Below are 14506 nucleotides of genomic sequence, written 5' to 3' on the forward strand. Positions count from 1 at the left end.
CCCACAACGCCATGGAATCGAGGCACTGATGACCGATGCGCTAAGCCGCCTTCTGGAAACTCGCGATTGGCTGATGGCCGATGGCGCGACGGGTACCAACCTGTTCAATATGGGGCTGTCCTCGGGGGATGCGCCCGAGCTGTGGAATGCCGATGAGCCGGGCAAGATCAAGCAACTTTATTCGCTGGCTGTTGATGCGGGCTCGGATATTTTCCTCACCAACAGCTTTGGCGGCAATGCCTCGCGCCTCAAACTGCATGATGCGCAAAGCCGTGTGCGCGAGTTGAACCGACTGGCGGCCGAAATCGGGCGCGATGTCGCGGATGCCGCGGGCCGCCCGGTGATCGTGGCAGGCTCGATCGGGCCGACGGGCGATATTTTCGCGCCGATGGGCACGCTGACCCATGAGCTGGCAGTGGAAATGTTTCACGAACAGGCCGAGGGTCTGAAAGAAGGCGGCGCGGATGTGCTTTGGGCCGAAACGATCAGCGCGCCCGAGGAATACAAGGCCGCCGCCGAGGCCTGCCATTTGGCGGGTATGCCTTGGTGTGGCACGATGAGCTTTGACACCGCCGGGCGCACGATGATGGGGCTGACCTCGACCGCGATGGTAGCGATGGTCGAAAAGCTGGCGCATCCGCCGATGGCCTTTGGCGCCAATTGCGGGGTCGGCGCGGCGGATCTTTTGCGCACGATTCTGGGCTTTGCCGCGACGGGAACCGAACGCCCGATCATCGCCAAGGGCAATGCGGGCATTCCGAAATATGTCGATGGCCATATCCATTATGACGGCACGCCCGAATTGATGGGTGCCTATGCGGTGATGGCGCGCGATTGCGGCGCCACGATCATCGGCGGCTGCTGCGGCACAATGCCCGATCACCTGCGCGCGATGCGGGCCGCATTGGAAAACACCCCGCGTGGCGAGCGCCCGACGCTGGAAGAGATTTCCGCCAAGCTGGGCGGCTTCTCGTCAGAAGATGACGGGCTGGGTGAAGGTGGCGCTAAGCGCGAACGGCGTGGACGCCGCCGCAGCTAAGCGGAGCGCCTGTTGCGGGGGCAGGATGCCTCCGGCGGGAGTATTTCTTGCCAGATGAAACGGGCCACCGGAGACAGAAATCTTCGGTGCGGGAGAGATTGGATCATGGCCGTGCTTTCAGAACAATTCAAACTGATCGCCCGCACGCGGGGGCAGGTGGAATTGCGCGCAGTCCAGATCGGGCAAGGCACGCGCCAGCCCCAATCGCTTGCACGACAGTGCGAAACGCTGCGCGAGCAGCTCGGCCATCTCGCCCTCACCCTTCATCCGTGTACCAAACCGCGGATCATTCAGCTTGCCACCGCGCATGTCGCGCACGCGCCCAAGCACCTTTGCGGCCTGACCGGGGCGATGGCGTTCGAGCCAATCGGCAAACAGCGGCGCGACCTCATGGGGCAAGCGCAAAGGCATCATCGAGGCGGCTTTGGCTCCGGCCCGGCGCGCCTCGGTCAAAATCGCTTCGAGCTCGTGATCGGTGAGGCCGGGGATCATCGGCGCGGCCATCACCCGCACCGGGATACCGGCGCGCGCGAGTTCACGGATCATGCGGATGCGCGTCGGCGGGCTGGGGGCACGCGGCTCCATTGCGCGCGCAAGGCTGGCATCGAGCGTCGTGATCGAGATACCGACCTGCACCAGACCAGCAGCAGCCATGTCGCCCAGCAAATCCAGATCGCGCAAGATCAACGAGCCGCGCGTTACGATGGCGACGGGGTGGCGATGGGCCGCCAACACCTCAAGCACGCCGCGCATCACACCCCATTTTCGCTCAATCGGCTGGTAGGGGTCGGTATTGGTGCCAATCGCGATCGGACGCACCTTATAGCCCGGTTTGCGCAGCTCCGTCTCCAGCACGCGCGGGGCCTCGGGGCGCGCCACCAGCCGGGTTTCAAAATCCAGCCCCGCCGAGAGTCCCAGATAGCCATGGCTGGGGCGCGCGAAGCAATAGATGCAGCCATGTTCGCAGCCGCGATAGGGGTTGAGCGAGCGATCAAAGGGCAAATCGGGCGAGCCGTTGCGCGTGATAACAGAACGTGGGCGCTCGACACTGACCTCGGTGCGCGCCAGCCGCTCTTCCTCGGGGATGTCCCAGCCGTCATGCTCGGGTGCCCGCGCATAGGGTTCAAACCGGCCCGCAGGCTGCGCAGCGGCACCACGCGCGCGCAGTCGCAGGTTGGGATCGGTGGGCGGCAGATCAAATGGCAGACTCATGCCGCCAATCTAGAACGAAATAGGAACACTTGCCAAGACACCACCGCATAACAGCGCGTGACGTCGCACGAAACACCGCGTATGTCGCAATTCGCCAAGACTTGACGGGCCACGCGCCCCACCACAAGGTCAAGGCGGCTATCAGGAGATCAGGCACATGGCCGAAGACAACGAAGACATCATCCTCTCCGAGCTCGACGATGCCGAGCTGACCGCGCAGATGATGGACGACCTTTACGACGGTCTCAAGGAAGAGATCGAAGAGGCCACCCATATCCTGCTGGATCGTGGCTGGACCCCCTATGACATTCTGACCAAGGCACTGGTCGCAGGCATGACGATCGTGGGGCATGATTTCCGCGATGGCATCTTGTTTGTCCCCGAAGTGCTGCTGGCGGCGAATGCCATGAAGGGCGGCATGTCAATTCTCAAGCCGCTGCTGATCGAGACCGGTGCCCCGCGCATGGGCAAGATGGTCATCGGCACGGTCAAAGGCGACATCCATGACATCGGCAAGAACCTTGTCGCGATGATGATGGAAGGGGCCGGATTTGAGATTATCGACCTTGGCATTAACAACCCGGTCGAGAAATATCTTGAGACCGCAGCCGCCGAAGGCGCAGATATCATTGGCATGTCGGCCCTGCTGACCACCACGATGCCCTATATGAAAGTCGTGATCGACACGATGAAGGAACAGGGCATTCGCGACGACTACATCGTTCTGGTCGGCGGCGCGCCGCTGAATGAGGAATTCGGCCGCGCGATCGGTGCAGATGCCTATTGCCGCGATGCTGCCGTCGCGGTGGAAACGGCCAAGGATTTCATCGCACGCAAACATAACCAACTTTCGGCGTGATCTTGCCCACCTGCGCGGCGCGACCGCGACATTTGACCTGACAAAAGGCTCCGATTTTTTTCGTCGGGGCCTTTTCCTTTGGCTTCGCGCGCCCCATACTTAAGACAATGGAGGGACCGCGCATGCCGCTACCACATTTTCTTATGCTGATCGTATTTGTCATCGTGATGGCCGGGGTGACGATTTGGGCGTTTGCCATGTCAGGCATGCCGATTGCGACGCTGGGGTTGATGGTTCTGATTGCGGCGGGTGTGATGCGGTTGATGGCACGGGTGGAATGACCCAGCTTCCCGGGGACAGTGTCCTGTCCAAAGACGGGTTGGCCCCGCAAGGCTCTGGTCGGCTTTTGTTGATTGCCTGTGGCGCGTTGGCGCGTGAGATTTTGGACCTCAAGCGGATCAATCGCTGGGATCATCTGGATCTGACCTGCTTGCCCGCCAATCTCCACCTGTATCCCGACAAGATCACCCAAGCGGTGGCCGATGCGGTGGCCAAACATCGCGCGGATTACGATGATATTTTTGTCGTTTACGCAGATTGTGGCACGGGCGGACACTTGTTGGAAAAATGCAAGGAACTGGGCGTCGAGATGATCGCCGGGCCGCATTGTTATTCCTTTTTTGAAGGAAATGAGGCCTTCGCCAAGACTGCCGAGAGTGAAATCACCGCGTTCTACCTCACCGATTTTCTGGTGCGCCAGTTCGATGCTTTCGTGTGGCGCCCGATGGGGTTTGATCGCCATCCCGAGCTGATCGAGATGATGTTTGGCAATTACGACCGGCTGATCTATCAGGCGCAAACCAACGATCCAGCCCTTGATGCCAAGGCTGCCGAGGCGGCAGCGCGGTTGGGTCTGCACTATGAACGGCGCTTTACTGGCTATGGCGATTTGGCCACAAGCCTTGCAGATTTTGCGCATAAACCCGTCACATCGGCTTAATCGGCCTTAAGTTTCTCTGAAATCCGCCAAGGTTTGCTTGGCTTTTCGGCGTTGCGGCGATATGTCCAGCCTCAAATTGACGTCGTTCGGCCCGCGCCTCCCCCGCTGCGGGCCTTTGCATTCCCGGAGTGTCCTATGACCTTTTCAATCTGGCGGACCCAATGGTTCGGCAATGTCCGCACCGATATCCTGTCCGGCCTTGTCGTGGCGCTGGCGCTGATCCCCGAGGCCATCGCGTTTTCGATCATCGCCGGGGTGGATCCGAAAGTGGGGCTTTATGCCTCGTTCCTGATCGCCACGATCACCGCGTTTTTCGGTGGGCGGCCGGGGATGATCTCGGCGGCGACGGCAGCCACTGCGGTGTTGATGGGCAGCTTGGTGCGCGAGCACGGGCTCGATTACCTGTTGGCGGCCACGATTTTGGCGGGCGTGATCCAGATGATCGCGGGCTTGCTGAACTTGGGTCATGTGATGCGTTTCGTGTCGAAATCGGTGATGACGGGGTTCGTGAACGCGCTCGCGATCATGATTTTCATGGCGCAATGGCCCGAGTTGGACCCCTCCAAAGTGCCCCCGATCACCTATGCGCTGGTCGCGGCTGGCTTGGCGATCATCTATCTGCTGCCGCGCGTGTTTCGGGCGATCCCTTCGCCGCTGATCGCAATCTTGGTGCTGTCAGCGATCACGATGGGGCTGGGTTTGGGCGATGTGCACACCGTCTCGGATATGGGCGCGTTGCCTGATGAGCTGCCCTCCTTCCTGATCCCCAACGTGCCGTTCAACCTGCACACGCTGCAAATCATCCTGCCCTATTCGGTCGCCGTGGCGGTCGTGGGGCTGCTCGAAAGCCTGATGACGCAGAATATCGTGGATGAGATGACCGACACGATCTCGGATCGCCGTCAGGAATGTTACGGCCAAGGCATCGCCAATTTCGCGACCGGTTTTGTCGGCGGCATGGCGGGCTGTGCGATGATCGGGCAGTCGGTGATCAACGTGACCTCGGGCGGGCGCCAGCGTCTGTCGACGCTGGTGGCGGGCGTGTCGCTGCTGATCTTTTGCGTTGTACTGGGCGAATGGGTCGGGCGCATCCCGATGCCCGCGCTGGTTGCGATCATGATCATGGTGTCGATTGGCACGTTCAGCTGGGCCTCGCTGGGCCAGCTGCGCACGATGCCGATGTCCTCCAATATCGTGATGCTGGCCACCGTGGGCTTTGTCGTGGCCACGCACAATCTCGCCATCGGGGTGCTGGTGGGCGTGCTGCTGTCGGGGATCTTCTTTGCCGGCAAGATCGCGAAGATGACCGATATGTCCTCGCGTCTGAACGAGGAACACCGCCTGCGCACCTATTACATCAAGGGTCAGATCTTTTTCGCCACGGTCGAGGAATTCAACCGCGCCTTTGATTTCCGCGAGAAACTGGATCGCGTCGTGATCGACCTGACCCATGCCCATATCTGGGACATTTCCTCGGTGGCCGCACTGGATCGTGCGGTGGGCAAGTTCCGTATGCAAGGCACCGATGTGAAGGTCGTGGGCATGAACCAGGCGACCGAAACGATCATCGACCGGCTGTCCAATGGCGGCAAAGCGGTCGCCGATCACTAACCCAGGCTTTGGGGGCGCAGAGAGCTGCGCCCCCTGCCCTGACTGCCCGCCCCCGACTGCCCGGCTTGACGCAATCGCGACCCGGCGCTAACCAAGACCACAAGGGCGATGGCGTCGCCCGGCCTCTCCGCAGGTTTCACAGCCATCCTGAACGCCCGGATCAAAGATGTTGCCCCGTTTTCACGGTGCATTTGCGGGAGGTTTCAATGTCCAACGCCGATTTCAGCGCCCAGCCCGACGCCGCGCCCTCCCAGATCGCCGGCATGATGGCGATGTGTGCAGCGATGGCGCTGCTTCCGATCGGCGATGCGATTTCCAAGACGCTGACCGGGTTCGCTGCCCCCTTTGACGTAACGGTCTGGCGCACATTGGCGCAAGCGATCTGGTTTTTGCCCTTGCTGCTTTTGGCGCGCAAAGGGCTGCGGGGATCGGTGCTGTCTTGGCCTGCAGTGCTGTCCGGGGCGCTGGTGGCGGTGGTCTCGCTATGCTTGATTTATGCCTATCGAACCATGCCTATCGCCACGGCGATCTCGATTTTCTTTATCGAGCCCTTGGTGCTGACGCTGCTCGCGGGCCCGTTTCTGGGTGAGAAACCTGGGATGCGGCGCTACATTGCGGTGGCGATCGGGCTGATCGGCGCGCTGATCGTGATCCGCCCGAATTTCGAGATTTTCGGGCCGGTGGTGTTGCTGCCAGCCCTTGGCGCGCTGGCTTATGCGCTCAATATGATCGTGCTGCGCAAGGCCACGCGCAAGCACCGCTCGGCGCTGTCGTTTCAGATCGGAGTGGCGCTGTCGGGGGCGGCCATTCTCGGGGGGGCGCAGCTTGCGCTGGGGCTCATGGGGCGCCACACCACGCCGCTATCGGACCTGCCGGGCTGGGCGCTGGGGGCGCTATTTGCCTCGGGAGCGTTGATCGCTCTGACCTTTTTGCTGATCACTCTGGCCTTCAGCAAGGTCGAGGCCAGTCTGCTTGCACCGCTGCAATATCTCGAGATTCTGGGGGCCACGCTGGTGGGATATCTGGTCTTTGGCAATTTTCCCGATGCGCTGACGATACTGGGCACGTCGATCATCCTCGCATCCGGGATTTATGTGTTTTACCGCGAGCGCAAATCGGGCGCACCGGCGCGCAAGATCCGCGCCCGCATTGATCGCTAGCGACGCCGAAACAGCAGCGAGACCATGAAAATCACCGTCGCTGCGGACACGATCGAGGGGCCAGCGGGGGTGTCAAACTGCATTGAGGCCCAGAGCCCTAGCAACACCGACGCGATGCCGACACCCGTCGCGCCCGCCGCCATCGTCTCGGGGCTGCGCGCAAGTTGACGCGCGCTGGCGGCTGGCACGATCAGCAGGGCTGCGATCAGCAACGCCCCCACGATCTTGATCGAGACCGCTACTGTCAGCGCCAGCGCCACCGTCAGCACCAGTTGCTCGCGTTTGGGATTAATGCCCGAGGCCATCGCCAATTCATCATTGATTGTGGCCGTCAGCAGCCCTTGCCAGCGCCATGCTAGCAGCGCGAGCACCACCGCCGCCCCGCCCCACACGATCACCAGATCGGTTTTCGACACCGCCAGAATATCGCCAAACAGCCACGCGCTCAGATCGACGCGCAACCCCGTCTGGAACGAGGCCGCCAGCAGCCCCAGCGCCAGCGCCGAATGGGCCAGCACGCCCAGCATCGTATCCATCGCATGGCCCCGCCCCGACAGCCGCGCCACCGTCAGCGCCATCGCCAGCGCCACGCCCAGCGTGCCAAGATAGACCGAGGTGCCAAAGGCGAAACTCAGCGCCACGCCCAGGATCGCAGCATGCGCCGTCGCATCGCCAAAATAGGCCATGCGCCGCCACACCACGAATGCGCCCAGCGGCCCGGTTGCCAGCGTCAGGCCAATCCCGGCAAGCCCCGCGCGGATCAGAAAATCGTCAAACATGTTCGTGCTTATGCCCTTCATGGCTGCAAGCGGCACCCTCGGCACCCGCCTCATGCCCGTGATCGTGATCATGCTGATACAGCGCAAAGGCCCCGCGCGTGCCCATGCCAAACAGCGCGCGATATTCCGGTGCTTCGGCCACCACCTTGGGCGCGCCCTGACAGCAGACATGGCCATTGAGACAAATCACCCGGTCCGAGGCCGACATCACCACATGCAGATCATGGCTGACCATCAACACCGCCGCCCCGGTCTGCGCGCGCACCTCTTCAATCAGCTTGTAAAACGCCGCCGTGCCGGGCTGATCAAGCCCCTGCGTCGGCTCGTCCAGAATCAGGATTTCAGGGTCCACCAGCAAGGCGCGCGCCAGAAGCACGCGCTGAAACTGCCCCCCTGAGAGGCGCGCAATCGGGCGCGCGCCAAGACCTGCAACACCCGTGCGCTCCAGCGCTTCTTGGGCCTGTGCGTTTGAGACGCGCTTGGGCAGCGACAAGAACCGGCGCACCGTCAGCGGCAGGCTCGCGTCGATATGCAGCTTTTGGGGAACATAACCAATCGCCAGCCCCGGCGCGCGGACCACCTGCCCGGTTGCCGCAGGCTGCAGCCCGATCAGCGCGCGGATCAGCGTGGATTTGCCCGAGCCGTTGGGGCCGATCACGGTGACGATCTCGCCCTGGGCAATGGTGAAATTGACGTTTGAGAGCACCTCGGTCGCGCCATGGCGCACGGATAAATCCTGCGCGGTGATCAGGTCTTTCATGCCTCGGCCTCGGGTGTTTGCGCACAGCGCGGGCACAGGCCCAAAGCCTCGACCGTGGCGCGTTCGACGGTGAAATTATGGCGTGCGGCGGCGGCGAGCAAGGCGCTGCGCACCTCATCCGCGCCCGCCTCGGCGACCTCGCCACAGTCGCGACAAATCAGGAAAACCGGCGCGTGATCTTCGCCCGGTCGCATGCAGGCTGCAAAGGCATTGAGCCGACGCACCCGATGCGCCAAGCCGTTCTCGACCAGAAATTCCAGCGCGCGATAGGCCACGGGCGGCTGATTGCCAAAGCCATCTGCCGCCAGCCGATCCAGCACCTCATAGGCCCCCATCGCGCGATGCTCCTCAAGCAAAATCTCCAACGCGCGCTGGCGCACCGGGGTCAGCCGCGCCCCTTTTTCCTGTGCGACCTCTTGCGCGCGATGCAGCGTGCTTGCGGCACAACCAGCATGATCATGGGGCGCGAAAGCGCTGTTTGCATGGGATTTCGGGTCGCAAGGCTGGGCCACTGATATGTTACCTTATCACATTTTCACTTGACGTGTGATTTTATAACATACATCTATCAACGCCGAGATCAAGTTCAGGAGAGACAGATGCGTTTCATAATTCCGTTGTCGATTGCCGCCTTTGGCACATTTGCGAGCCTCGCTCAGGCCGAAGTGCCCAAAGTGGTGACGGATATCCCCCCGGTGCAGTCGCTTGTCGCGCAGGTGATGGGCAATTTGGGCACGCCTTCAGTGCTGCTGGGCCAGAATTCCGACGCCCATCACTATCAGCTCAAGCCAAGCCAAGCGGGGGCGCTACAGGATGCGGGCCTGATCGTATGGATCGGGCCGCGCCTGACCCCGTGGTTGGAGCGCGCGCTGAACGGGATCAACGCGCAGGATCACGCCCTGACCTTGCTGGGTGCGCCCGGCTCGCATACCCGCCAGTTCAGCGCCGCCGACCCCCATGATCACAGCGCCGATCTGGATGAGGATGAAGACCACGACGCGCATGACGCACACGCCACCGAGGCAACGCAACCCGATGCCAATACAGACCCCCATGCCTGGCTTGACCCCGACAATGCCAAGGTCTGGCTGGGCCTGATCGCGCAGGATCTGGGCAAGCTTGATCCCGAACATGCCCAAACCTATGCGGCCAATGCCAAAGCCGCCCAGGAACGCATCAGTGCGATGGACACCCGGATCAAGGCGCAATTTGCCCCGGTGCAGGACAAAGCCTTTCTCGTCTATCACGCCGCCTATGGCTATCTTGCGGATCACTACGAACTCAACGTGGCAGGGGCGCTTTCGCCCAGTGATGCAACCGCACCCGGGGCGGCGCATATGATCAGCCTGCGCAAGGAAGCGACGGCAACCGTCCCGGCGGCCAAGATCTATTGCGCCTTCCCCGAGGCGCAGCATGATCCCAAAATGGTCGATATTCTGGTCGATGGCACGCCCGTCAAGCTGGGCGGCGCGCTGGATCCTTCGGGCAGTTCGCTGACCTACGGGCCGGGCCTGTATGAAGCGCTGATGCAAAAGACCGCCGATACGATCACCACCTGCCTGTCCTCGCAGGATTGATCTGGCCGCGTAGGCATGCCATCTGCATCCGATGACTGATTGGATTGCATTGATAGAAGAAGCCGGGCGCTGGCGTGCTCTCAGCGTGGATGGCACGGGCGCGATCACAGGGTCGCGCACCAACCCATCGCCGCGCCCGCTTTTGCCCCAGACCGATCCCCAAACAGAGGTGGTGCTGGCCGCCGCCTCTGTCGGGCTTGAGGCGCGCGCGCTGCCTTGCACGCCGCTGCCCGAGGGGGCCTGGCCCGTGGCAGAAATCGCGGATCGCGCCCTGCCCGCCCTGCCCGGCTTGCTGCAAACCCAGCCGCGTGACCCGATCACCCCGCCCGAAGCTGCGCGCATCGCGGGCATTCTGGCGGGCGCACCGCAATTTGACGGGGTGATCTGGATTTGCGGTGCAACCGCGCTTTGGGCGCATATCTCAGCGGGCGAAGTCGTCAGCGCGGCGCGGGCCGGATCGGCGGCGATGCTGGCGGGGCTTGGCGCTGAATTGGACGCGGGGGCTGCGTTTGACGCCGCCCTTAGCGACGCGCTGTCACGCCCCGAACGGGCCAGCCGCGATCTTGGCGCGCTGGCGCTGAACGGACAATCAGAGCGCGCGGCGGGGGCGGTTCTGGGGCTGGAATTGGCCGCAACGCGCCCGTGGTGGCTTGGCCAGCCCGTGCTGGCGCTCAACTCACCCACCGCTCCGGGCTGGGGCGAGGTTTGCCTGCGTGCCTTGCAAAGCCAAGGTGCACAGGTCACGTTGGGCGATGGTGAGGCCGCGCTGATCGCAGGGCTGGCCCAAGCCCGCAACCGCTGAAGGGAGCCAGCCTCATGACCGATCTGGATCTGTCTGACAGCTTTGGCGAAATTGCTCCGCGCTTTGGGCTGAGCCGTCCGGCGGGGCGCTGTTTCGGGGCGATCTGGCGCGCCGCACAAGCGCCCAGCGCCGAGGATCTGGTCGATCAGCTTGGCCGGTCGCGCTCAAACATTTCGGTTGCGCTGAAAGAGCTGCGCGAGGCCGGGCTGATCCAAAGCGCGCGCACGCCGGGCTCGCGCAAGGAATTTTTCGTCGCCCCCGCCGATCCGTGGGAACTGGCACGGCTGGTGCTGGGCGAACGCGCGCGCCGCGTCATCGGACCTGCGCGCGATCAGTTGGCCGTGCTGGAAACCCGCAGCGCCGATCCGCGCGCAGCGGCCCTGTGCGAGGTGCTGGATGCCGTGGCAGGCCATATGGGCGCGCTGTCACGGCTCACCCCCGAGGCGCTGGCCACCCAGATCGATCCTGCGCGCAGCGCCCCGAAATCGAGCGGCAAGAAGAAGAAAAAGAAGGCCGATAAAGCGGCTACGTAAGCCCCCGGTCACGAGCCCGCATCTTCAAAGGCGCGAGCGGGCAATAGCTGCGCACCAACCATTAAAAAGGGCGCCACGCGGCGCCCCCTTTTCATACCCGGCCCAAGCCCCGAACCTTACTTGAAGTTGCGGCTTTCTTTAAGCTGTTCCCAAGCCCAAAGCACCTCTTGCAGCATGTCTTCCTGAGAACGATCCCCGCCGTTCATATCGGGATGCAGCACCTTGATCAGCGCCTTGTAGGTCTTGCGAATATCCGCCTTTGTGGTGCTGTCACGCAGATCCAGAATATCCAGCGCACGCTTTTCCGTGGGCGGCAATTTGCGCCCCAGCGAGCGACCCGGATTGAGCGTGGCATTCACGCCCAGCATCTCATGGGGGTCGGAAATGCCGTGACGCGCCCAGCCCTGTTCCTCTTTGGCCTTGGAAAATGGCTTGGTCGGGCGTTCCCACACCGTCGCATTATCAAGGAAATTCTGGAATTCTTCCTCGGACTGACCTTGGAAATAGTTCCAGTTCAAATTGTAATCGCGCACATGGTCTTTGCAGAACCAATAGTAATCATCCAACACTTTTGGACTTTTGGGCGCGCGGTATTTGCCGGGTTCTTCGCAGCCTGCGTGATCGCACACGCGGGTGGACGATTCAAACGCGCCTGACATGCCACGGCGCCCCTTAGAGCGGCGCTTCTTGTCGGCGGCGGCCGAAATATTGAACCCGAAAGGATCGCTCTTGCTCATGCTTGCCTCTTGTTCTGCCCGATGCCTGGTTCGGTGAAAGCGAGTGGACCTACACGCCGAGTCGGGCCACGCAGTTTAGTGGAAATAGCGCTTGAGGGAAGGGGGCGAGCCCTTTGAGCCAAACAAAAACGCCGATCCGCAAGAATTGCACCTCGACGCGCCCGGTTCGCCCTTGTTTCCTGCAAAGAAAGACGAAGGAGCGACGCGCGCGGCCCAAGAACAGGACCAGCCACCGCCTTTCATGCGGATTTCCTTGCCAGATCAATACCCTATCAGGCGTCGTTCACCCAAGCGCGCGCGCCCAATCTCTTAGCTGTCGTCCTCGGACCGGCTGGCGCGCAGGCTGGGCGCACGCCCTTCAGGCGCTTCGGCCTTCAGGCTACGCTCGACGGGTTTGTCGCCCTCAGCCATCAGGCTCACTTTCGGGGCGACCTTGGGCGCGCCTTCGGCATTCGCAGCCGTGTCATGGCTGCTCAGATGTGCGCCGATCCCCTGCGCGGGTTCCAGCGACAGCGCGCGACGAAACACCAGCAGGTTGTGATAGACGGTGGTCTTGCCCGTGAGGCCCGTGCGCTCTTCGGCAGGCAGGGTCTCGGCGCGCAGATACTCCCAGCCCTGCACGGCCATGTCGTTCATCAAACCCGACAGGGTATGGGCAAACCGATCGATCCCGGTCTTCAGCCCACGCTCTTTTTCTCCCCGCGCCGGGGCGGGAATGACTTTGTATTCGAAATGTTGCATTTGGCCACCTTTTGCTTGGGGGTCTTTCTATCGCATGCGCAGTCCCGGTCAACCGAAACACCCGTGAGGTGGCGGGAACGGGCCGAGCCGCGTGTAACTGAGACAATTGCGGCTCTTGAACCCCTCTCGCTGATGGTCCACAAATCGCGTCAAGCAAGGAAAGGACGCCCGAGATGCTCGATCAGAACGCCAAACCGACTGAAGAGGTTGATATCCGAGAAGTTTTCGGCGTCGAGTCCGATATGAAGGTCAAGGCATTCGCCGAAACCAGCGAGCGCGTGCCTGCCATCGATTCCACCTACAAGTTCGATCCCGACACCACCTTGGCGATTTTGGCAGGTTTTGCCTATAACCGCCGGGTGATGATTCAGGGCTATCACGGCACGGGAAAATCCACCCATATCGAGCAGGTGGCTGCGCGGCTGAACTGGCCCTGCGTGCGCGTCAACCTTGATAGTCATGTCAGCCGGATCGACCTGATCGGCAAGGATGCGATCAAGCTGGTCGATGGCAAGCAGGTCACGGTGTTCCACGAGGGCATCCTGCCTTGGGCGCTGCGCAACCCGACCGCGATCGTGTTTGACGAATACGACGCGGGGCGCGCGGATGTGATGTTCGTGATCCAGCGCGTGCTGGAAGCCGACGGTAAGCTGACGCTGCTGGATCAAAACGAGGTGATCACGCCGAACCCCTATTTCCGTCTGTTTGCGACCTCCAACACCGTGGGTCTGGGCGACACGACGGGCCTGTATCACGGCACACAGCAGATCAACCAAGGCCAGATGGACCGCTGGAGTCTGGTGTCGACGCTGAACTATCTCAGCCATGACGCCGAGGTCGCCATCGTTTTGTCGAAAAACCCGCAATACAACACCGAGACCGGGCGCAAGACGATCAGCCAGATGGTGACCGTCGCCGATCTGACGCGCACGGCGTTCATGAATGGCGATCTGTCCACCGTCATGAGCCCGCGCACGGTGATCGCTTGGGCGCAGAACGCGCGCATCTTCAACAATATCGGCTATGCGTTCCGCCTGTCCTTCCTGAACAAATGCGACGAGTTGGAGCGCCAGACCGTCGCCGAGTTCTACCAGCGCCTGTTTGACGAAGAACTGCCCGAATCTGCGGCCGCGATGGCGAAGTGATCCGGGCGCTGGCGGCACTGGTGTTGGGGCTCGCCCCCGCGCTTGCGGCGGCGCAAGACACCAGCGTCCCGGCCAAACCGGGCGAGCTGATCGCGGCGCTGTCGGGCGACTGGAACGGCGACGGGCTCCCTGATGCCGCCACGCTGACGCAAAATGATAGCGATGCCGCCGATTTGACGATCTACCTTGGCGATGCGGTCTATGGCCTGAAGCCTGCGCTGACGCTCACGCGCGTGGTGTTCTCGGGTCAGGGCGGCGGGCAGACCCCCAGTTTGGCCGCGCTCTCGCCCTCTGCCTTCTCGCTGCACCAAGAACAGATCGGCTTTGGCCGCACACCTTGGGAATCCACGTTTTCCATTGCTTGGCGCGACGAGCAGTTCACCGTCTCGGGCTACAGCTATCAATATTACGACCGTATCGACCCTGAATCTCAGGGCGCGTGCGACGTCAACCTGCTTACGGGCGGCTATGAGATCACGCTCGATGGCCAGACCAAAAAAGGCCAGCAAGACCTGCGCGCCTTTGATGCAAGCAAGCTGGGCCCGGATTTCATTCCCGGGATCTGTCAGCAGATTTTCGACCGCTAGAATCGCGACGGTGTGCGAAACGCC

Annotated in this window: 17 protein-coding genes; 11 read left to right on the plus strand and 6 right to left on the minus strand. The window is 62.2% G+C overall.

What is annotated here, in order from left to right; translation table 11 throughout:
- Positions 1-28: 28 nt before the first annotated feature.
- On the plus strand, positions 29-1039 hold the full coding sequence (gene bmt, locus QZ571_RS00970) for a betaine--homocysteine S-methyltransferase (protein WP_295530307.1): 1011 nt from the start codon (positions 29-31) through the stop codon (positions 1037-1039).
- 117 nt (positions 1040-1156) lie between these two features.
- Here bmt and QZ571_RS00975 read toward each other — a convergent pair whose 3' ends face one another.
- Positions 1157-2251, minus strand: a complete 1095-nt coding sequence (locus QZ571_RS00975) for a PA0069 family radical SAM protein (RefSeq protein ID WP_295530310.1) — start codon at positions 2249-2251, stop codon at positions 1157-1159.
- 157 nt (positions 2252-2408) lie between these two features.
- Between QZ571_RS00975 and QZ571_RS00980 the strand changes: the two genes are divergently transcribed.
- From QZ571_RS00980 to QZ571_RS01000, 5 genes are all read left to right on the plus strand, one after another.
- Positions 2409-3110 carry a B12-binding domain-containing protein gene (locus QZ571_RS00980; protein WP_295530315.1) on the plus strand — a complete coding sequence of 234 codons (702 nt, stop codon included), beginning with the start codon at positions 2409-2411 and terminating at the stop codon, positions 3108-3110.
- A 122-nt stretch (positions 3111-3232) separates the two neighbouring features.
- The gene (locus tag QZ571_RS00985; RefSeq protein ID WP_295530318.1) at positions 3233-3391 is read left to right on the plus strand and encodes a hypothetical protein; all 159 of its coding nucleotides are present in this window, start codon (positions 3233-3235) and stop codon (positions 3389-3391) included.
- Positions 3388-4050, plus strand: a complete 663-nt coding sequence (locus tag QZ571_RS00990; protein ID WP_295530320.1) for a DUF1638 domain-containing protein — start codon at positions 3388-3390, stop codon at positions 4048-4050. The genes QZ571_RS00985 and QZ571_RS00990 overlap by 4 nt, the downstream gene beginning before the upstream one ends.
- 135 nt (positions 4051-4185) lie before the next feature.
- Positions 4186-5661, plus strand: a complete 1476-nt coding sequence (locus QZ571_RS00995) for a SulP family inorganic anion transporter (RefSeq protein WP_295530323.1) — start codon at positions 4186-4188, stop codon at positions 5659-5661.
- A 206-nt stretch (positions 5662-5867) separates the two neighbouring features.
- Entirely contained in the window at positions 5868-6821 is a 954-nt protein-coding gene (locus QZ571_RS01000; protein ID WP_295530326.1) for a DMT family transporter, read from the plus strand.
- Here the strand turns inward: QZ571_RS01000 and QZ571_RS01005 are convergent.
- The 3 genes from QZ571_RS01005 to QZ571_RS01015 are packed head-to-tail and all read right to left on the minus strand — an operon-like array spanning position 6818 to position 8872.
- Positions 6818-7600, minus strand: coding sequence for a metal ABC transporter permease (locus QZ571_RS01005; protein ID WP_295530329.1), 783 nt, complete (start codon positions 7598-7600; stop codon positions 6818-6820). The two genes, QZ571_RS01000 and QZ571_RS01005, sit on opposite strands and share 4 nt — an antisense overlap.
- On the minus strand, positions 7593-8360 hold the full coding sequence (locus tag QZ571_RS01010) for a metal ABC transporter ATP-binding protein (RefSeq protein ID WP_295530332.1): 768 nt from the start codon (positions 8358-8360) through the stop codon (positions 7593-7595). Before QZ571_RS01010 ends, QZ571_RS01005 begins: the two co-directional genes overlap by 8 nt.
- Positions 8357-8872: a Fur family transcriptional regulator gene (locus QZ571_RS01015; RefSeq protein WP_295530334.1), complete on the minus strand. Its 516-nt coding sequence runs from the start codon at positions 8870-8872 to the stop codon at positions 8357-8359. Before QZ571_RS01015 ends, QZ571_RS01010 begins: the two co-directional genes overlap by 4 nt.
- Before the next feature lie 87 nt (positions 8873-8959).
- Here QZ571_RS01015 and QZ571_RS01020 point away from each other — a divergent pair, with 87 nt between their 5' ends.
- The 3 genes from QZ571_RS01020 to QZ571_RS01030 are packed head-to-tail and all read left to right on the plus strand — an operon-like array spanning position 8960 to position 11272.
- A complete protein-coding gene (locus QZ571_RS01020; protein ID WP_295530336.1) occupies positions 8960-9937 on the plus strand; it encodes a zinc ABC transporter substrate-binding protein in 978 nt (325 codons plus the stop codon).
- Between the two features lie 31 nt (positions 9938-9968).
- The gene (locus tag QZ571_RS01025; RefSeq protein ID WP_295530339.1) at positions 9969-10739 is read left to right on the plus strand and encodes a 2-dehydro-3-deoxygalactonokinase; all 771 of its coding nucleotides are present in this window, start codon (positions 9969-9971) and stop codon (positions 10737-10739) included.
- Between the two features lie 14 nt (positions 10740-10753).
- Positions 10754-11272: a MarR family transcriptional regulator gene (locus QZ571_RS01030; RefSeq protein WP_295530342.1), complete on the plus strand. Its 519-nt coding sequence runs from the start codon at positions 10754-10756 to the stop codon at positions 11270-11272.
- A 116-nt stretch (positions 11273-11388) separates the two neighbouring features.
- On the opposite strand, the gene QZ571_RS01035 is transcribed toward QZ571_RS01030, so the two are convergent.
- Both QZ571_RS01035 and QZ571_RS01040 read right to left on the minus strand, forming a co-directional pair.
- Entirely contained in the window at positions 11389-12009 is a 621-nt protein-coding gene (locus tag QZ571_RS01035) for a J domain-containing protein (RefSeq protein ID WP_295530345.1), read from the minus strand.
- A 309-nt stretch (positions 12010-12318) separates the two neighbouring features.
- Positions 12319-12750 (minus strand): DUF4177 domain-containing protein, encoded by a 432-nt coding sequence (locus QZ571_RS01040; protein WP_295530348.1) that lies wholly within the window; start codon positions 12748-12750, stop codon positions 12319-12321.
- A gap of 173 nt (positions 12751-12923) precedes the next feature.
- Here QZ571_RS01040 and cobS point away from each other — a divergent pair, with 173 nt between their 5' ends.
- Both cobS and QZ571_RS01050 read left to right on the plus strand, forming a co-directional pair.
- A complete protein-coding gene (gene cobS / locus QZ571_RS01045) occupies positions 12924-13895 on the plus strand; it encodes a cobaltochelatase subunit CobS (RefSeq protein WP_295530351.1) in 972 nt (323 codons plus the stop codon).
- Positions 13892-14482, plus strand: coding sequence for a hypothetical protein (locus QZ571_RS01050; protein ID WP_295530355.1), 591 nt, complete (start codon positions 13892-13894; stop codon positions 14480-14482). The genes cobS and QZ571_RS01050 overlap by 4 nt, the downstream gene beginning before the upstream one ends.
- Positions 14483-14506 lie beyond the last annotated feature (24 nt).

Origin of the sequence: uncultured Thioclava sp. (genome assembly GCF_913064665.1) — a bacterium.
Classification (GTDB): Bacteria; Pseudomonadota; Alphaproteobacteria; order Rhodobacterales; family Rhodobacteraceae; genus Thioclava; species Thioclava arctica.